This is a genomic window from Rathayibacter sp. AY1A5 (assembly GCF_002930875.1).
Taxonomy (GTDB): Bacteria; Actinomycetota; Actinomycetes; order Actinomycetales; family Microbacteriaceae; genus Rathayibacter.
The window spans coordinates 130966-150073 of the sequence record NZ_PSTM01000002.1 but is presented as its reverse complement, the minus strand read 5'-3'; the positions used below and the strand labels follow the sequence as shown (position 1 = coordinate 150073).

Here is a 19108-nt window from a genome sequence, read left to right as displayed (position 1 = left end):
CTGTCGGCCCGGTTCGACGCCGAACGCGGCGCTGCACGAGCGAGCTTGCAGGTCGTGGACCGGCCCGACTGGTGGGAACGCGCGAGCGTCCAGGACATCGCGGAGACCGCGCAGGCGTGGAAAGGTCACAACCCGATCGCAGAACGGGCCGCTGCCATCGTGCAGCGCGAGGTACTCGACCGCTACGGCGTCGACACCGCCGTGCTCCGCGACGCCGCCGGCCGGGGGAAGTCGGAGTTGGACCTGGCGAAGGAATGGACCAGCACGTCTGCGCCCGAGCACTACCACCGCCACGACGACGACCGCTTCACCATGCAGGTCGGCGACCGGGTGGAGCCGGACGTGAACGCAGAGCGCGCCCTGCTCACCGACTACTGCGCCGCGCTGGCCGGCGACGTCGCCACCGTAGAGCTGTCCGCGGCCGAGGAGTGGAAGCGCGACACCGACCCGGCCGGGTTCCAGGACTACCGGGTGCAGACATCGATCGACTGGAACGACGCCAGCCAGGTCAGCACCCCCGACCCCGCCGACGTCGCCGCTGCGCGAGCGGCGCTGGTCGAGGAGTGGAAGGACACGGTCGCCCCGGAGCGCGCCCGTGCCGGCGCCGAGGTGACGGAGGCGCAGCAGCTCATCGCGGAAGCTGATCGACTCGACCGCGTCAACGACGCCCGCAGCGACGCCGCCGCTCGAGAAACCGCTGGCGTGGCCGACGTCGACAATGGTCCGGCGAACATGGCAGCCGAGCTGGAAGCGCGCGCCAATGACTACGACCGCGACGCCGCCGCCGGCGGCGCCGCCGACGCGACTCCCGACGAGCTGCGCGAGCTCGCCGCCGACGCACGCGCCCAGGCGCAGCTCTGCCGCAACGACGCCCCCGCCGAACGCCAGGACTCTGCTCAGAGCACCGATACAGCGGCCAACTCCGCATCCCCGGCGACCGATCCTCGCGCCTCAACAGCACGGGAGGCCGGCGACGTCGCCTACGACAGCGCTGAGCGGCGTCAGTCGACCATCCAGGCGATGGAAGCCAAGGAAGTTCCACCACACGTCATCGAGGCGCGCATGAGCGCCGACCGCGCACACGCCACCCCGCCCAGCGCCGCCGTCACGTCGAAGGCGCCAATGAGTACCGTTCCGCAGACTCGCCGTGGCCGTGGCCAGGGACAGGGCGCTGATCGCGGAGACCTCAGCCGCTGACTCGGCTCATTCGACTTGTCACAGGTTCCGTTTACGATGAGGCAAACGCGCTGCTGATCGGAGGGGCGTTATGAGTGTCCGCATCCCGATAAGCCCGGAGGTCCTGCGCTGGGCCGCTCCCGAACGCTTGTCAGGCGCTCGGAGTGCCCTATTGCACGACGTTCGCAATGTTGCGCGACCGCGACGTGCGTCTAGCGCTCGACGCAGCATGAAGGTCCAAGGCGGGAATAGTCGTAAGCGTTGGACGCACTCGTGGCGAGGTCATGTCGACTTGACGCCTTTGCGCAGTTTCCGCGACCTGCGCATTGTTCGACTGGCGTTATGACAAGCCGGCCAAAAAGATCGCTTACAAAAAGGCATCGATTACAATCGTCGATGATGGGAAACCTGGACACACTGATGGTTGACTCCCAAACAGACCTGAAAGGAAATTGATGACCCAGCCTGAGCCGCCCACGCGTCTTCGAGATACGGCCCGTGCCAAAGCTTGGTTGTCCAACTTCGACAGCGGGGATAAGCCAGCGGCGAAGCTACTTTTGGACAGTATCCACATCATATCGAGTTCGACATTTCGCGCCGAGACGAAGGAACTTTTAGTCGCCGCCCGCAAGAAACTGAAGGGCAGGACGGCAGCTTACACCGTTCTACAATTGCCTTCAGCGACAGGCTCTACCTTTGTTTCCACCGAAAACTGGAAGCGTGATGGAAGTGAATTAATTGTCCAAAACATCCTCTTTAAAACAAAAGGTAGGACGCAGTTCCAGCTTGACCTTTCGCTGAACGACCTTCGTGAGCGTAAGATCGACAACATTCTATTTGTGGCGGATCAGGCTGTCAGTGGATATGAACTCTATAAGTTTGTTCAGCACTTCTATGACTCACCAACTATCAAGAGTTGGAATTCAAGCCGTCACATTTCGATCTATATCGCCGTCCATACGGTGAATCAAGGCGCTTGGTCGTGGATCAACCTCATGCCTTTCGTGAAAGAAGTCTTCTGGCACACGGCCGGACATGACTTTGATTCGGCCGACTGGTCCGACAACGAGCTCGAGGCAGTCGAAAACTTATGCCAGAAGTATGCAGATGATCTAGACCAGGCCTATGGCTACCGGCAAGCGCAGTCGCTTACCTTTTTTGCGCACACCATCGGAAATGGGGTCCCGAGAATCTTGCTTCAAAGAAAAGCTGGTGATGGGCGAAAAAAGTGGACGCCGTTGTTGCCCGCGGATCGCGGTTTTGGGATGGAGAGCGGTGACGAGCGAAGGCTCGGAGATTATTACCCTCCAGACAATCGAACGAGAATCATTGAGAAAGGCGTGACGAAAAAAAAGCCAAAGCCACTTTATCTCGCAGAGGCGCGTGCAATCGGCGTTGTTGATCAGATTCAGCTCGTCCAACCCCTGGCACTTTTCCTAGTCGCTGCGCGGCGTGGGTATCGTCATAACCTAGACCTGAGACGAGTCACGAATATGACTCAACTGAGGTTGGCTCAGGTTCGCTCCACTGCACAACGCCTGGGGCTGATCAACATGGACCTGACGGTGACACGCAAGGGGCAGGACTTCTTAAGGCGGCTCGCTAAGAAAGCACCACCGTGGTTCCCCGCTCTGGAGCCTCAGCTTGAGGAGGAGGACGGCGCACCGCGCCGGGTGACGCCGGTCATGTACTATCCTCGACAGCTAAGGTGAGGGGAAGGATTCGGGTTAGAGAACGCTCGCGACCATGGTCGCGAGCCCCACGCGCGGCGCTGCCGGAAGGCTGCAAAGCACGATGCGTCCATCGGACGACGCTCGCCCCGGAGGGGTGGGCGCGGAGAAAACTGGCGCTTACGGAGACTTCCGAGCGACTCAAACAAAGTCGCGGTCTTCTCCGTTGAGCCGCTCGCCCCTCCGGGGCGGACAACTGAAGGTAACCGTTGAATCTTTCTCCTCACCTCTATCGAAAGAATGCGCCGAGCGGTCTGGACGGTGCGGTTGTTGAACGAGCAATAAAGCTAACTTCGGAACAGCGAGCGCGTGGGGTTGAACCCATTTTGACGCTCAACCATCTTGCCGCCCTCTCCGGAACAAGTGGGAATTATCTTCACGCGGTTGTTGATCGTCAGGTTGATGGTTATGACCTGTTTAACATCCGAAAGCGAGCTAGTGGGAGGCGGCGATCGATCGCGGTTCCACACCCGGAGCTGGCGAAAGTTCAGAAATGGCTGCTAACTGACGTCTTCTCAAAAGTTACTGTGCACAGTGATTGCTTTTCCTATCGCCACGGTATTTCCATCAAAGACTGCGCGTCTCGTCATCTGCACGCGGAGTGGATGCTCAAAGTCGATCTCAGTGATTTCTTTCATCAAATCGACGAGAGACATGTTTTTGGCGTGGCGTCGTCACTATACGAGCCGCTAGTTGCGTTCGAGGTCTCGAGAATAGTCACGCGCCAACCCCATGTTGGTCAGCCTTGGCTTCCAAAAAAATACCTTCGCACCGTGCATCAAATCCCTACCAAATCATCGTATCCTTATAAAAGATCCGAAAAAATCGGCTATTTGCCACAGGGCGCGTCCACGAGTGGATATATTTCGAATCTGGTGGCTAAACCATTGGACACAGCTCTTTCTAGCATCGCGGCCGCGCTTGAACTAACATACACGCGTTACTCCGACGATTTGGCCTTTTCCAGTGCACGCGTTCTAAGCCGGAGTCAGGGCCTCGATTTTCTGCGTGAAGTTGCGCGTATGGTTGGCAAAACCGGCTTTCATATTAACGAATCAAAGACCCGGTTCAGCACACGGGCCAACGGGTTAAATCTTCTCGGTTTAACAGTTGATGGAGAAAGTCTGCGTCTACAGCGTCACCTGCGTACACGCATCGAGTTTCATGTCTCTGGGGTTGAGCGATTTGGCGCGAATGCACATAGTATCCATTGCGGCTTCCGCGATGTTTTGGGTATGTCACATCACATTTTAGGGCTATTAGCCTACGCGTCTCACATTGAACCTGCTAAGGCGTCGATTTGGAGGGCAAGATTAGACGCCTCTCGCGATGCGCTTCTGTTCGGTGCTCCGTTGGCAGAATAGAATAAATGCCCGAATTCGCGGGACGACTTGATTTCGGCCTTCGTCGGCGACGGGGCCGTGGCTGAGTAGTTGGTAGTGGTATTTGTCGGACGATCTTGCATAGGCGAGCCCCCGTTCGTGCTGCCCTCGCCATGATCACTAGGCTCGCGCCACGTGCTGGTGCGCATTCTGAAGATGCCGTAGCCATGGCACTGATCGCGTGTGCGGTGCGGGCAATTGGTGCTTGACCTCGGTAGCTGACGGCTGTTGTCGGGCCTCCACATGCTGTCAGCAGTATCCAATAACTGACGTCATGTCAGTCGCCAAATCGAATCGCAAGAGACCAGCGTCCGTCAGCCACTAGAGTCTTCGTCCTCATCTTCGCGTCTCCAGTGAACTCCGGAGGGCTCTACGTAGTGGAAGCCTGCGGATTCAAGCGCGTTTCGGACCTCCGCGTAGGACAGCCCGGTGAGGCCGACCATCGAATCCATATGTCGATACGAGTCCTGCCGGAGCCACCAGCGGAACTCATCACCGAGCGCCCCCGTCCGGCGGAAAGCCTCTACGTCTTCCATCGGAACGCCGTGATTCAACCGGCCGAGCGCTCGGAAGAGCTCGGCGAGACGAAGAGTCTCGATGGCTCCCGCCCAGTCGAGCAAGAGGGTTGCGACAGCGCCCGCCGTGAGAACTACCCCGAAGTACCCGTCGCCTCCACGATTTCCGTTCAGAGCAACTTCGAGCCTTTCGGCCTCCCCGATTGGCAGTCCGCTGAGCAGGGATCGGATATCACCGACAGTGACAGCACCATAGACAGAGGTGCCGTGCGGCAACCAGCCGTCCTCGGGCCCGAACCCGTGAAGCTCGAGCGCGTGATGCCACTCGATGATGTCCATAGAGTCCGACCACAGGAGTCGCCTGACCTTGGCGCGGTGCGATGAGACGACGGCGTCGATAAAAACCGCCTCGGGGGCATCATCGATTTCGATTTGCACGGCGGGTTGCCCGTCAAGGGATGACCAGAGCTTCACGTGCCGAACCTACCCCTACTCATGAAGGCGGCACGCCGTCTGGTCCCGTTCGCTTGTGGAACTCGCTTAGGTAGCCTCGGCTCAGCCTGTCGCGTTGAACGGGTCTTGCCGAACAGTCATGACCTCCTCTCGCCACGCTGCAAATGCCACTACCCAGCCGGGCTCCTGCTCGGGACTGCGCATCAGTTCGATCTCGCCCTGCTCCACTCCTCGTCGAAGGAGCCCAGGATTTCCCGCGAGGGCGAGTGCGGTTCGGGGGAATCGTTGACGTCCTCGGGGCTTGCAGAGGAGATCGCAGATGTATTGCTCCAGCTCGATCGTGGCCGAATAGGCCGCATTCGCCTGCTCGACGGACGGCTCGAAGTAGGAGTGCACCACCCTGTTCCTCAGATTCGCGGTGTTCACCAACCACGCGCCGGGTGCCGTGGTGATGTCCCTGCACGCCCACACTCCTCCGAGCAGCGGCGGGAACTGCGACCTCACTCTCGCGGCGATCGGGGGGTTCAAGACCGGAGCCGCCTCTTCGGGAGTACGACCTACCTCCCACAGAAGATGTAGCACGGTTGTGTCGATCAGAACTTCGGCAGCAGTCGCCGCGTGAATCACCGACGATCGGACATCACCCCGCAGGCGCATGGCGGCAGCGGCCTCGCGTCGCAGGTCGGTATAGCCGGCGTAGGCGAGGTCCGGGTGCAAATACGCGTAGCGAAACGCAGCACTCTGCCGCTCTGTTAGCGGCGTCGGTTCCGCAAGAGCTCCGATGCCGATATCGTTCGGTAGGAAGATTCCCGGACCGCCTGGCCAACCGTCGTCGGACGCTGTGATGAGTCGCGTCGTCATGGGCAAAATCGATGGCAGGAGCTGGCGGGACACAAGGTCAATCGGATGTTGCGTTGCGACTACGTACGCTTGCTGCAGCGCTCGAACGCCCCTGATCCCGATGTCGAATGCGTCCGACACAACCCCGAAAGTCGGATCACTCCCGTCCTCGAGCTCGACGAGCATCTCCACTACGGTCGTGATTTCATCGATCGGTTCTACGGGTATGGACATCGACGGATGGCCCTGCCCAGCGGGCGGCGGCTGGAGGGCGCGCACGGACTCGAAGAGCCGACCGATCCTCGACTCCAGCACGCTGGGCCAGCGCTCGCTAATCACTCGGATCGACGCGCTGACAGCCACACCACCATCTGGAACGGGGAGCGGAATCACATCGTTCTGGGGCCACGCCAGGGGCTCGGGAAGGGGGAAGTACCAATACACGATCGGGATCCGCATAACCTCAGTCTCACAGCTCCAACGAGAGCGATCGGAAGCGCGTGTGCACTCTGCCTTCGGCTTCACGGTCGGAACCAGTTTCCGCCCTGCTCGCCTCCGAGGGGCGACTGCCGATCAAAGTCGGCGGGTGAGTCTCCGGAGATCTCACCTGAGGTGAGCTACGCGTGCTCGCTGGGCGACTCGGTTCCTGCAATTGCGATGGAGTTTGATCAGGGCACGGATGATGAGATGAGATTTACAACTTTTTGCGGGCGCTCGACTCACCCCGACGACCGCGCGCCGCGCCACTTCGCCAATCTTCATCCGTCTCCTCTGACCTCTTGAAGCTGCCACTGGTCCACGCATGGACGTCCGTGATCGGGCGGCCGCCCAGAGCCGCCGCGAGCAGGAAGCCTGCCAGCAGTGCGCGACCGGAGGGCTTGAAGTGCGCATCCGAGCGGGCGCCGAGCTCAATGAATCTGCGGCACGCGGAAACCGCCGAATGCAGCGAGCCGGACGTAGAACCGCGAGCCGGAGGTCCGCCGGCGTGACTCCGGCCCGTGGAACGCGCCTCGGCACGCGGAAACAGCCGGATCCGGCGAGCCGGAGGCGGTTCCGCGTGCCGGAGGTGCCGCGAGAGCTGCCGCCGGACCCCGCCCGCCGTCAGGCGTCCCGCCGCCCGTACCGGTCGTAGACGCGGTTGCGGTTCGCCCGCTCGGCGGCGGGCAGGCGCTGCGCGTCGGCGATCTCGTAGACGCCGAAGGTGTCGCGCAGGCGCGAGGCCGGGTCGACCTCGACGAAGGTGCACCAGGGCAGCCAGTGGTGGTGGCTGCGCAGGGTCTGGGTCGCGAAGTCGCCGCTCTCGTGGCCGAGGCCGGGCATCGCGTAGCCGATGCTGCCGTCGACGTCGGTCGACTGGCGGATGTTGCGGTGCAGGAACTCGGCGAAATCGAGGTAGTGCTCGTCGGCCGTGATCAGGTGCAGTCGGTAGTAGCTGTACGAGCAGGCCGCCATGTAGACGTCGGCGCCGCCGCCGAGGGTGATGATGCTCTGTCCGCTGATCGAGTACCGGTTGAAGGGATGCGCCCAGGGCGCGCGGACCGGGAAGGACCACGCGTAGGTCCAGGTCTCCGTGTAGTCGGCGGCGCGGACGGCGCCCTCCAGCCAGCGCGGCTCCTCCGTCAGGTCGTAGAGCGCGAGGAAGCCGAACAGTCCGTAGATGCCCGCCTCCTTGTCCTGGATGTCGGCGTTGTCGCAGGTGCCGCCGCGGTACTCCAGCGTGCGGTGGATGTTCGCGAACGACCACTCGCCGGCGCGCACGGCGGACGCGCGGTAGCGCCCCTCCCCCGTCACGAGGTGCAGCTGCACGAGGAAGCGGATCACGCTCGGGGTGTTCGAGCGCGAGTCCATCCGCACCGAGCCGTCGGCGTTGTAGGCGCGGTGGAAGCTGCCGTCGGCGTCCTGCACCTCGAGCAGCCAGTCGGCGGTCCGCCGGCAGAACTCGAGCCAGAGCGGGCGCTCGTCACCGAGGTCCCGCAGGTGCAGGTAGGCGTCGAGGATCGCCTCGACGCCGTCGGCGAGCATCCGCAGGTAGTGCGGGTACGGCTCGAAGCCGCCGAGCGAGGGGTTGAAGCACATCCGCGGCGGGCCCGACTCGGGCAGCGCGGTCCGCGCCCAGAAGTCGACGATGCCGACGCCCTGCTCGAACGCCTCCGGCACGCCCTCGCGGTCGCCGTAGCGCAGCAGCTGGTATCCGATGCCGGGCTGCTGCCCGACGAAGCCGAACTGGAATGAGACGCTCGAGACGTCGAGGTCCGGCAGCTGGCAGGCGAACGGCAGGCCCCAGGAGTCGCCGTAGCGGCGGGTGAGGCGCTGGAGGATCGCCATGCCGTGGTGGAAGTGCCGCTCGTTGTCGACCTCGAACAGGTCGTCGCGGATCCGGGCGTAGGTGCTGCGCCAGGTGGCGCGCATCATCGTCGCGAAGTCGTCGTACCGGCCGAGGTCGACCGCGACGGCGTAGCGCTGGCGGAAGCCGACTTCGACCGGGTGGTTCACCCGCTGCAGGGCCTTCGGGGCGGCGTCGTAGTCGAGGCCGGAGTAGGGGTTGTCGATCGTGCGCTCGCCGTCGGCGCCCGGGTGGACGTAGTCGATCGACAGGCCCGCGGGCGGCACGTCGAGCGGGGTCCGCACGCCGAAGCCGTAGTAGAGGTAGTTCAGCGTCGTGCCCTGCGGGCGGCTCAGGCCGATCGAGCCGACGGTGCACTCCGGGTCGGTGAAGTTCTCCGAGCGGACCACGTCCAGGCGCGGCAGCGTCGCGTCGGCCGCCCAGCGCGAGAGCGCCACGGTCTCGCCGGTCGCGAGGCTCTGCGCGGCGAACAGAGGCAGCGCGTAGTGCGTCTCGGTGCGCCAGAAGTACTCGCTGCCGGGGTCGCGGCCCATCGCGTCGGCGGGCCCGAAGGCGTTGTCGCGGTACCAGGCGCCGGGGGCGAAGCACTCGTAGTCGCGGAGGTCGTCGGACCCGGTCAGCCCGAGCGAGACGGCGGTGGAGAAGCCGAGGTCGCCGCCGGCCGTCAGCACCTCGACGTCGCGGTGCACGGAGAAGCCGTCGCCCGCGACGCGCCAGACATCGGTGACGGCGAAGGCCGACCCGGAGCGGACGGTGATCGTCCCGCTCGCGGTGATCGCCCCCTCCGACAGCGAGACGGCGTCGTAGGGCGCGCCGGAGTACTCGCTGATCGCGGCGACGGTCTTGACCGTGACGCGCAGCGGCCGGTCGTTCGCGTAGAGGACGCGCTCGCCCGCGAGCACCTCGAGGCCGCCCGCCTCGACGCGGAGTGTGTAGTCGCCGGAGCGCAGTTCCACGGTGGTCCCTTCCCGGAGGGTCATCTCAGCTCTTCTCGTCGTGCGCGCGGGGGCCGGCCGGTCGGGCGGCCCCGGCCGGCTCGTCCTCGAGCCGCTGCGCCCCCGGATCGAAGCGCCGCGAGCCCGGCCGGAACAGCAGTGCGACGCCGCCCTCGACCAGCCCCGCGAGCAGCAGCAGGATCGCGAACGGGATCAGCGAGATCTCGGCCCACGCGCCCATCACCGGCATCACCAGTCCGGCCGCCGTGAAGCTGACCGTGCCGAGGATCGCCGTGACGCTGCCCGCCTCGCTCGACGGGCCCTGCAGCGAGAGGTACTGCACCGGGGCGAAGCCGAGCGAGCGGCCGGCCAGCGCGAACGTCAGCGCGCCGACGACGACGAGCAGCGGCTGCGTGCCGGTGAGCGCGAGCACCGCGACCACGACGGCGCCGAGCGCCGTGACGATCGCCGAGGCGGACATCGCGAACCGGGGTCCGAACCGGGGCACGATCACCCGTCCCGTCGTCTGCCCGACCGCGATCGTCACGAGCGAGGTGACCAGGAACAGCAGCCCGTACAGGTCGGGCCCGACCGCGTAGACGTTCGTGTAGAGGAAGGGAGCGGTCGCGAGATACGCGAAGCCGACCGACCAGCCCGCGGCCGAGGCGGCGGCGAGCGCCAGCACGCGCGGCCGGCGGAGCATCCCGAAGGAGTTGCGCAGCGACGGGCCGAGCCCGCCCTGGTGCCGCCGCTCGCGGGGCAGCGTCTCGGGCAGCACCAGGAGCGCGATCACGGTCGCGAGCGCTCCCCAGGCGGCGACCGCGAGGAAGGAGCCGCGCCAGTCGATCACCTTGGTCAGCTGCGCGCCGACGGAGGGCACCAGGATCGGGAAGACCGAGACGATCACGGCGAGGTTCGCGAGCATCGTGACGAGCCGCTTGCCGCTGTAGAGGTCGCGGACGATGGCGGTGACGACGACGCCCGCGGCGGTGCAGGCGGCGCCCTGGACGAAGCGGGCCGAGAGCAGCACGGCAGTGTCGGAGGTCATCGCCGCGACGAGGCTCGCCGCGATGTGCAGCGCCGCCGAGACGCCGAGCGGCCACTTGCGGCCGACCGCGTCGCTGAGCGGTCCGGAGACGAGCTGGCCGGCCGCGAAACCGAAGGTGGCGCCGGTGACGACCAGCTGGGCGGTCGCCACCGAGACGCCGAGATCGTCCTGCAGCGTCGGCAGGAACGGCAGCACCAGGTCGATGGTGAGCGGCCCGAAGCCGACGAGCATCGCGAAGATCGGCAGCAGGAGGCGGCCGCGGGGCATCGCCCGGACGGCGGGGGAGGCGGTGGAGGCGGTCATGAGCGCGGAGCGCAGGTCACGGAGGGGATCCTGTCCATCAGCTCCCGGCCGAGACCGGGAAGTAGAGCGAGAAGGGTTCGTCGACGACCTCGTGCAGAGGCCGGAAGCGGACGGCGGCGGGCTGGCCGACGGCGCGGTAGCCGCGCAGCCACTGGGTCCACTGCCGCTCGTTGTCGGGGGCGAGCAGGGCGGGGGCGTCCTCGAGGCGCCCCCGCAGCGCGATCTCGCGGTCGACGAGGCCGGCCAGCACGATCGGGCCCTCGACGAAGGCGACCGTGCCCGGCTCGTCCGGGATCGGCACGGCGCGGATCTCGGTGCCGAAGGCGAGGTCGACGCTCGTGCGGCCGCCGGGGTGCTCGATCAGGAGCGCGCCGTCGCCCGCCCGTACGCGCTCGGCGTCGCCCGCGACCCCCGGCTCGCCGACGGTCCACTCCGGCACCCGCAGCCGCACGTGCAGCGCGACTCCCTCCTCCGAGACGATCTCGACCCGGATCCGCGAGGCGGTGGGGCGGTGCACGTCGCCCGCGGCACCCGCGTTGGCGTCCGGGCCGACGTAGCCGGCGGTGTCGAGCACCTCGACCCGCACCGCCGCGTCGCCGGCGGCGGACGGCAGGCGCAGGCTCGCGTCGACGTGCTGCGCGATCGTCAGCTCGGCGTCGCCGCCGCGGTAGAAGACGAGCCCGGAGTGGCGCGTGTGCGCCTGCACCAGCGTGCCGTGGCAGCACCAGAAGTCCTCGGTCGGGCTGCCCCAGTCCTTGCGGGCGCCGCCCTCGAGCGGCAGGAAGTAGGCGACCATCCCGGTCCGCGGGTTCTGCTGGGCGAGGAGGCCGTTCCAGAGGTTCCGCTCGATGTAGTCGGCGTAGGCGAGGTCGCCGGTCCAGCGCAGCAGCACGTCGGCCAGCCGGATCATGTTGTAGACGACGCAGTGCTCCTGCGTCTTCTCGCCGCGGCGAGCGGCGAACGCGTAGGGCGGCGTCCAGATCTCGCCGGAGGTCTGACCGCCCGTGCAGAAGGTGCCGCGGAGGGTGACCGCCTGCTCCCAGTAGGCCTCGACGATCCTCCGCCAGCGCTCGTCGCCGGTGACCTCGTAGGCGCGGGCGGCACCGAGCACCTCGGGGATCGTGGTGTTGGCGTGCATGTTGGTCAGCACGTCGCGGCCCTCGAGCAGGCCCTCGAAGAAGGAGCGGCGGTCGTAGCGGCCGAGCAGCTCGGTGTAGACGGGGTCGCCGGTGATCGCGAGGAGGTCGGCCCAGACCTCGAGCATGCCGCCGGTCTCGACCTCGAGGATCTCCTGGAACGCGGCGTCGTCGAATCCGCGGACCCACTCCAGCAGCGGGACCGTGGCGGCCCGCGCCATCCGCAGCGCCCGCTCGTCGCCGAGGTCGAGGTGCAGGTCGACGAGGCCCATCAGCAGCTTGTGCATCGCGTACTGCGGCGCCCAGATGGGGCGGCCGGTCGCGAGGCGGTCGAGGTAGCCGCGCGGGATCGCCCAGATCCAGCCGCCGCCGTTCTCCTCCTGGCAGCGCTCGAGTCCGTCGAGCACGGAGTCGATCCGGACGCGCAGCAGCGGGTCGCCGGTGACCGCGACCTCGCGGGCCGCGGCGGAGAGCCAGTGGCCGAGGAAGTGCCCGCGCAGCTGCGAGCCCGGCGTCTCCCAGCCCCAGTGCCGGTCGAGGCCGCGGGCCTCGCGCGAGTCCTGCGAGGGGTGCAGGTGCCAGCCCTGGTCGCCGATCCCGGCCTCGGTCAGGAAGTTCTGCAGCAGCCCCTCGTCGGTGAGCGAGAGGAGGTAGTCGCGGTTGAGCCGCCGCCGCGCGTCGAGCACCCCGCGCTCCAGGCGGGTCTCGTGCGGGGCCGGGTGGGTCAGCGGCATGGGTGCTCCTCGTCGAGGCGGTGGGTGGTGGGGATGAGCGGCGCGAGCGGTGGTCGATCGGCGCGGGTCGATCCGCGCGGTGGTCCATCCGACCGAGGGTCGAGATCGATCTCTCGCTGTACTCAGACCAGGATCGACGATAGGAATGGGGACATGCAATCCCCGAGAGTGATCCATCTCGTCGCCGATGACGTGTCCGCCCTCCTCACTCAGTCGGGAGGCGACCTGCCCGTGCTGCTGCACTGGGGTCCGCGACTCGACGCGAGCGACGACGATCTCGCAGCTTTCGCAAGAACTCCCGTGCGGACGGGGATCGAGGGCTCCTCCGACGTCCCCTACGAGCCCGGGATCCTGCCCGAGCACACCTTCGGCTGGGCCGGCCTGCCGGGTCTCCGGGTGCACCGGGAGGGCGCCGGCTGGTCGCCGAGACTGACCGTGGACACCGTCTCGGTGGACGGGGAGGCCCTCGCGGAGGGCGCGGTCGCGCAGGCCGGCAGCGCCGCCGTGACCGTCGAGGCGCACGACGCACAGGCCCGGATCGGGGTGGTCCTAGAGATCGTTCTCTCCCCTGCCGGACTGCTCAGGACCCGCGTCTCGGTCCGCAACGACGGCGCCGGGCACCTCGAGGTGATCGGCGTCGACCCCGCCCTCCGGATCCCGACCGAGGCCCGCGAGATCCTGGACTTCTCCGGCCGCTGGGGCACCGAGAAGATCCCCCAGCGCCACCCCGTCGTCACCGGCACCCACTCCCGCTCCTCGCGGCGCGGCCGCACCGGCCTGGACGCGACGACGGTCGTCGCGGTCGGCAACCCCGGCTTCGACTCCGCCGACGGCCGGGTCTGGCTCTGCCACGTCGGCATCGGCGGCAACCACGAGCACGCGGTGGAGCGCGGCGACGGCTGGCTCGCCTTCCGGGGCGGCGAGCTGCTCCTGCCCGGCGAGGTGCGCCTCGCGAGCGGCGAGAGCTACTCCTCCCCCTGGATCTCCGGCAGCTTCGGCCACGGCCTCGACGCCGCGGCCGCCCGCTTCCACGCCCACCTCCGCGGGGTCTCCCGCTCCTCGCGCCGGCCGCGCCCGGTGACGCTCAACGTCTGGGAGGCGGTCTACTTCGACCAGGACCTCGCCGTCCTCACCGAGCTGGCCGACCGCGCCGCCGCCCTCGGGGTCGAGCGCTACGTGCTCGACGACGGCTGGTTCCTCGGCCGCAGCGACGACCGCGCCGGCCTCGGCGACTGGACGCCCGACCCCGTCGCCTGGCCCGACGGCCTCCTCCCCCTCGCCGAGCACGTCCGCGGCCTGGGCATGGAGTTCGGCCTCTGGGTCGAGCCCGAGATGATCAACGAGGACTCCGACCTCGCCCGCGCGCACCCCGACTGGATCCTGCGGGCCCGCGAGGAGCTGCCGCCGCGGTTCCGCTTCCAGCAGGTGCTCGACCTGACGAACCCCGACGCGTTCGCGCACATCCTCGGCGTGCTCGACGGCCTGGTCGCCGACCTCGGCGTCGCGTACCTCAAGTGGGACCACAACCGCGACCTGATCGACGCGGGCCACCCCGCCACCGGGACGGCCGCGGTGCACGAGCAGACGCTCGCGCTGTACCGGCTGATCGACGAGCTGCGCGCCCGGCACCCGGAGCTCGAGATCGAGAGCTGCGCCTCCGGCGGCGGCCGGGTCGACCTGGGGATCCTCGAGCGCACCGACCGCGTGCACACCTCCGACAACCAGGACCCGCTGGACCGCTCGCGGATGCTGCGCTGGACCGGGCTGCTCGTGCCGCCGGAGATGCTCGGCTCGCACGTCGCCTCGCCGGTCAACTCCGTCACCGGTCGCACCAGCGACCTGCACACCCGCTGCGCGATCGCCTTCCTCGGCCACTTCGGGATCGAGTGGGACCTCCGCGAGCTGGACGCGGAGGAGGAGCCCGTGCTGGCGGGCTGGATCGCGGCGTACCGCGAGCACCGCGGCCTGATCGCGACCGGCCGGGTCGTCGGAGGCGACGACTCCGACCCCGACGCGCCGTCGCTGCGCGGCGTCGTCGCGCCGGACGGCTCGGAGGCGCTGTACACGCTGGTCACGCCTGCGCTGACCGCGGACTCGCGCCGCCGCGTCCGCCTCCCGGGCCTGGATCCGCGGGCGCGCTACCGGATCGAGACCGCGCGCCCCGGCTCGCTCGGCCCGCCCTGGCAGAGCCCGCACTGGCTGGAGTCGACGGTTCCGCTGGACTCCGACGCCCCGGCCCCCGCCTACTCGGGGAGCCTGCTGGGCGAGGCGGGCCTGGACCTGCCGACCTTCCACGCCGACCGCGCGATCGTCCTGCGGCTCGTCCGCGAGACCGCGTGAGCACCGCCGCCGACCGCGGCGTCCTCGACACCGCCGGCACCGCCGCCGACCCGTCCGCCACCACCCTGGAGCACTCCGTGAACAGCACCGTCACCGTCGACCTCGACCGCCCCGGCGCCACCATCAGCCGCCACCTCTACGGCCACTTCGCCGAGCACCTCGGCCGGTGCATCTACGACGGCTTCTGGGTCGGCGAGGACTCGCCCGTCCCGAACGAGGGCGGGATCCGCCTGGACGTCGTCGAGGCCCTCCGCGCCCTCGACATCCCCAACCTCCGCTGGCCCGGCGGCTGCTTCGCCGACCGCTACCACTGGACCAACGGCATCGGCCCGCGCGAGGAGCGTCCCGGCCTGATCAACACGCAGTGGGGCGGAGTCGCGGAGGACAACTCCTTCGGCACCCACGAGTTCATGGCGCTCTGCGAGCTGCTCGGCGCCGACGCCTACATCTCGGGCAACATCGGCTCCGGGACCGTGCAGGAGATGGCGGACTGGGCCGAGTACCTCACCGGCGCGGGCAAGTCGCCGATGGCCGACCTGCGCCGCTCCCACGGCCGGGAGGAGCCGTGGACCGTCCGCTTCTGGGGGCTCGGCAACGAGACCTGGGGCTGCGGCGGCAACATGCGCGCCGGCGCCTACGCCGACCTGGCGCGGCAGTTCGGGACCTTCGTGCAGAGCGGCAACGACACTCCGCTCTACCGCGTGGCGGCCGGAGCCGACGGCGCCGACACCCACTGGACGCAGACGCTGATGGAGGTGATCCCCGAGATCGAGGGGCACCCCTTCTCCTCCGTGCCGTGGGAGTCGGTCTCGGTGCACTACTACACGATCGGCGGCAGCTGGCACGCGAAGGGCAGCGCGACCGACTTCGACGCCGACACCTACTGGAGCACGATCGTGGCCGCGCAGGGGATCGAGGAGCTGCTCCGCTCGCACGCCGCGGTGATGGACGTCCACGACCCCGAGAAGAAGTACGGGATGGTGCTCGACGAGTGGGGCACCTGGTGGGACGTGGAGCCGGGGACCCACCCGGGCTTCCTCTTCCAGCAGAACACGATCCGCGACGCGATGGTCGCGGCCTGGCACTTCGACGTCTTCCACGGCTTCGCCGACCGCCTGACGATGGCGAACATCGCGCAGACGGTGAACGTGCTGCAGGCGATGCTGCTGACCGACCCGGACGGCGGCGAGATGGTCCGCACGCCGACGTACCACGTGTTCGAGATGAACAAGGGGCACCACGACGCGACGGTTCTGCCGACCACGGTCGCCGGCCCGACGCACGCGGTCGACGGCCGCGAGATACCCGTCGCCTCCGCCTCCGCCTCCACGAAGGACGGCCGCGTCCTGGTCTCGCTGACCAACGTCGACCTGGAGGAGCCGCTCGAGGTCTCCCTCGACTTCCGCGGTGGGACCGTGACCGGCGCGACCGGCCGCCTCCTCACCGCCGACCGCCCCGACGCGCACAACCGGCCCGGCGCCGCCGACGAGGTGAGCCCCGTCGCCCTCGAGGGCATCGAGACCACGGCCACAGGCCTGCGGGTCACGCTGCCCCCGCACTCCTTCGCGACCGTGACGCTGGAGCTGTCGTGATCGCCGCGCGCACGGAGGCCGCCCGCCGCCCGCCGATGGGCTGGAACAGCTGGGACTGCTTCGGCGCCTCGGTGACGGAGGAGGAGGTGCTCGCGAACGCCGAGTACCTCGCCGAGCACCTCCTGCCGCACGGCTGGGACACGGTCGTCGTCGACATCCAGTGGTACGAGCCCGATCCCGGCACGAGCGACTACCAGGAGGTGTCGGAGCCGGTGCTCGACGACTGGGGCCGCCCGCAGCCCGCCGTCGGACGCTTCCCCTCCGCGGCGACGGGCGGGTTCACGGCGCTGGCCGCGCGCGTGCACGCCCTCGGCCTCCGCTTCGGGGTGCACCTGATGCGCGGCGTCCCCCGCCGAGCGGCCGAGCTCGGCCTGCCGGTGCTCGGGGCAGAGGCGACCTGCGCCGACATCGCCGACCGCGGGAACGTCTGCCCGTGGAACCCGGACAACTACGGCGTCGACATGAGCGCGCCCGGCGCGCAGCAGTACTACGACTCCGTGATGGCGCAGCTGGCCTCGTGGGGCGTCGACTTCGTGAAGCTCGACGACGTGCTCTACCCGCCGATCCAGGCGGAGGAGATCGCCGCACTCTCCCGCGCGATCGACGCGACCGGCCGTCCGATGGTGCTGAGCCTCTCCCCCGGCAAGCAGCTCTCGCTCGAGAACCTCGAGCTGCTGCGGTCGACCGCGCAGATGTGGCGGATCTCGGACGACTTCTGGGACGACTGGGCCCACCTGCACGAGCAGTTCCAGCGGGCGGCGCGCTGGGCTCCGCACCAGCGTCCCGGCGCCTGGGCCGACGCCGACATGCTGCCGCTGGGGCGGATCGGCGTGCGCGCGCACGTGGGCGAGGACCGGCTCTCGCGGTTCACGCCCGCGGAGCAGCGGACGCTCGTGACGCTGTGGTGCCTGCTCCGCTCGCCGCTGATGATGGGCGGGCACCTCCCGGACACGCCCGCCGACACTCTGGCGTTGCTGACGAACGACGACGTCCTCGCGCTGCTCGGCAGCGACGGCAGCCGCGAGATCGTCCGCGACGGCGACCTGGTGGTGTGGTCGGCGTGGCGCGGCGACGAGCAGTGGCGCGGAGTGTTCTGGCTGGGCTCGTCGGCGCGGTCCTACTCCGCGCACCTGACCGACCTGGGCTGCTCCGGCGCAGCCTCGGCCGTCGACGTGTGGAGCGGCGCCGAGCTGCCGATCGTCGGCGGCGCCGTCGAGCTCGAGCTCGAGCCGCACGGCTGCCGCCTGCTGCGCCTGGCCTGACGCGCGGCCGCCGGCCGGGGCGGGCGGGGCCCGCCCCGGCCCGCCCCGCCTCGCCCCGGCTCGCCCCGGCGAGAAGCCAGGAGTCGTCGCACTCGAGACCGACCGCGACAACTCCTGCACACTCGCGGAACCGCGGTCCGGATGAGCCCGACGAGAAGCCAGGAGTTGTCGCACTCGAGACCGACCGCGACAACTCCTGCGCACTCGCGACCGGCCTCGGGACGCCGGACGCCCGTCGCTCCTGTGCCGAGCACCCCGAGACTCCAGTAGTCGTCGCACTCGAGACCGACTGCGACAACTCCTGCACACTCGCGGAACCGCGATCGGAGGAGTCCGGCGAGAAGCCAGGACTTGTCGCACTCGACGTCGAGTGCGACGACTCCTGCGCACTCGCGAGCGGAGGCGGCGGCCGATGCGCCGAGACGACGGAGGCCGCCGCGCTCGAGCTCGAGTGCGACGGCCTCCGGACCGTCAGGAGCAGGCGCCCGCGGGTCAGGACTCCGTGTCGACGAGCGAGTCGAGGTGCGCGAGGTCCTCGGACGAGATCTCGAAGTCGACGTCGGCGTTCTCGACGATGCGCGAGGGCGTCGTCGACTTCGGCAGCGGCAGCACGTCCTTCTCGAGCAGGTAGCGGATGCAGAGCTGCGCCACCGACTTGTCGTACTTCGCGGCGATCTCGCCGATGTCGGAGTTGTCGAGCAGGCCGCCCGTCGCGAGCGGCGAGTAGCCCTCCACGAGGATGCCGTGCTCCTTGCAGTACGCGGTCGTCTCGTCCTGGGTGTTGCCGACGAACCAGCGGATCTGGTTGGCGTGCGGCACCACGTCGGTCGCCGCGATCAGCGACTCCAGATCGGCGACCTGGAAGTTCGAGACGCCGATGGCGCGCGAGCGACCGGCCTCGAGGATCTCCTCCATCGCCTTCCACGCCGCGATGTTGCCCTCGCGGTGGTCGGACCCCATGTCCTGCCAGGGCCACGGGGCGTGGATGAGGTACAGGTCGACGTGGTCGAGCTCGAGCGCCGCCATGGTGGTCTCGAAGCTCGCCTTCGCGCCCTCGTAGTCCTTCACCTCGGCCGGGAGCTTGGTGGTGATGAACACCTCGTCGCGCGGGACGCCGCTGTCGCGCAGTGCCCGGGCGACGCTCGCCTCGTTGCCGTAGGCGCGGGCGGTGTCGATGTGGCGGTAGCCGGCCTCGAGCGCGGCGGTCGTCGCGTCGTAGGCCTCGGGGCCGTCGGGGATCTGCCAGGTGCCGAACCCGATCTTCGGGATGGCGACTCCGTTGGACAGCGTGAACGTGTCGGTCAGGGCGGGCATGACT

General features: G+C 68.2%; 12 protein-coding genes. 6 read left to right on the top strand and 6 right to left on the bottom strand.

All coding sequences use genetic code 11. From position 1 onward, the window contains the following. The first annotated feature begins 54 nt into the window (after positions 1 to 54). From C5B98_RS01995 to C5B98_RS01985, 3 genes are all read left to right on the top strand, one after another. The gene (locus C5B98_RS01995) at positions 55 to 1197 is read left to right on the top strand and encodes a hypothetical protein (RefSeq protein WP_146076870.1); all 1143 of its coding nucleotides are present in this window, start codon (positions 55 to 57) and stop codon (positions 1195 to 1197) included. Between the two features lie 434 nt (positions 1198 to 1631). Beyond that, positions 1632 to 2888 carry a hypothetical protein gene (locus tag C5B98_RS16570; protein ID WP_146076869.1) on the top strand — a complete coding sequence of 419 codons (1257 nt, stop codon included), beginning with the start codon at positions 1632 to 1634 and terminating at the stop codon, positions 2886 to 2888. A 227-nt stretch (positions 2889 to 3115) separates the two neighbouring features. Then, the gene (locus C5B98_RS01985) at positions 3116 to 4270 is read left to right on the top strand and encodes a reverse transcriptase family protein (protein ID WP_104327218.1); all 1155 of its coding nucleotides are present in this window, start codon (positions 3116 to 3118) and stop codon (positions 4268 to 4270) included. Positions 4271 to 4602: 332 nt separating this feature from the next. On the opposite strand, the gene C5B98_RS01980 is transcribed toward C5B98_RS01985, so the two are convergent. The 5 genes from C5B98_RS01980 to C5B98_RS01960 all read right to left on the bottom strand — a co-directional run bounded on the left by C5B98_RS01980 (position 4603) and on the right by C5B98_RS01960 (position 12596). After that, positions 4603 to 5277 (bottom strand): hypothetical protein, encoded by a 675-nt coding sequence (locus tag C5B98_RS01980; protein ID WP_104262306.1) that lies wholly within the window; start codon positions 5275 to 5277, stop codon positions 4603 to 4605. An 81-nt stretch (positions 5278 to 5358) separates the two neighbouring features. After that, positions 5359 to 6555 carry a hypothetical protein gene (locus tag C5B98_RS01975; RefSeq protein WP_104262305.1) on the bottom strand — a complete coding sequence of 399 codons (1197 nt, stop codon included), beginning with the start codon at positions 6553 to 6555 and terminating at the stop codon, positions 5359 to 5361. A gap of 642 nt (positions 6556 to 7197) precedes the next feature. Continuing rightward, positions 7198 to 9420, bottom strand: a complete 2223-nt coding sequence (locus C5B98_RS01970; protein WP_219814129.1) for a hypothetical protein — start codon at positions 9418 to 9420, stop codon at positions 7198 to 7200. A gap of 1 nt (position 9421) precedes the next feature. Then, entirely contained in the window at positions 9422 to 10726 is a 1305-nt protein-coding gene (locus tag C5B98_RS01965; RefSeq protein WP_104262304.1) for a multidrug effflux MFS transporter, read from the bottom strand. A 37-nt stretch (positions 10727 to 10763) separates the two neighbouring features. Further along, the gene (locus C5B98_RS01960; RefSeq protein ID WP_181065434.1) at positions 10764 to 12596 is read right to left on the bottom strand and encodes a beta-L-arabinofuranosidase domain-containing protein; all 1833 of its coding nucleotides are present in this window, start codon (positions 12594 to 12596) and stop codon (positions 10764 to 10766) included. Positions 12597 to 12749: 153 nt separating this feature from the next. Between C5B98_RS01960 and C5B98_RS01955 the strand changes: the two genes are divergently transcribed. The 3 genes from C5B98_RS01955 to C5B98_RS01945 are packed head-to-tail and all read left to right on the top strand — an operon-like array spanning position 12750 to position 17790. Then, complete coding sequence (locus tag C5B98_RS01955) at positions 12750 to 14936, top strand: alpha-galactosidase (RefSeq protein WP_104262302.1); 2187 nt, start codon at positions 12750 to 12752, stop codon at positions 14934 to 14936. Then, positions 14933 to 16528 (top strand): alpha-L-arabinofuranosidase C-terminal domain-containing protein, encoded by a 1596-nt coding sequence (locus tag C5B98_RS01950; RefSeq protein WP_308470953.1) that lies wholly within the window; start codon positions 14933 to 14935, stop codon positions 16526 to 16528. Before C5B98_RS01955 ends, C5B98_RS01950 begins: the two co-directional genes overlap by 4 nt. Then, on the top strand, positions 16525 to 17790 hold the full coding sequence (locus C5B98_RS01945; protein ID WP_258063411.1) for a glycoside hydrolase family 27 protein: 1266 nt from the start codon (positions 16525 to 16527) through the stop codon (positions 17788 to 17790). Before C5B98_RS01950 ends, C5B98_RS01945 begins: the two co-directional genes overlap by 4 nt. 492 nt (positions 17791 to 18282) lie before the next feature. Here the strand turns inward: C5B98_RS01945 and C5B98_RS01940 are convergent, their stop codons facing one another. Next, entirely contained in the window at positions 18283 to 19104 is an 822-nt protein-coding gene (locus C5B98_RS01940) for an aldo/keto reductase (protein WP_104226493.1), read from the bottom strand. Positions 19105 to 19108: the final 4 nt, after the last annotated feature.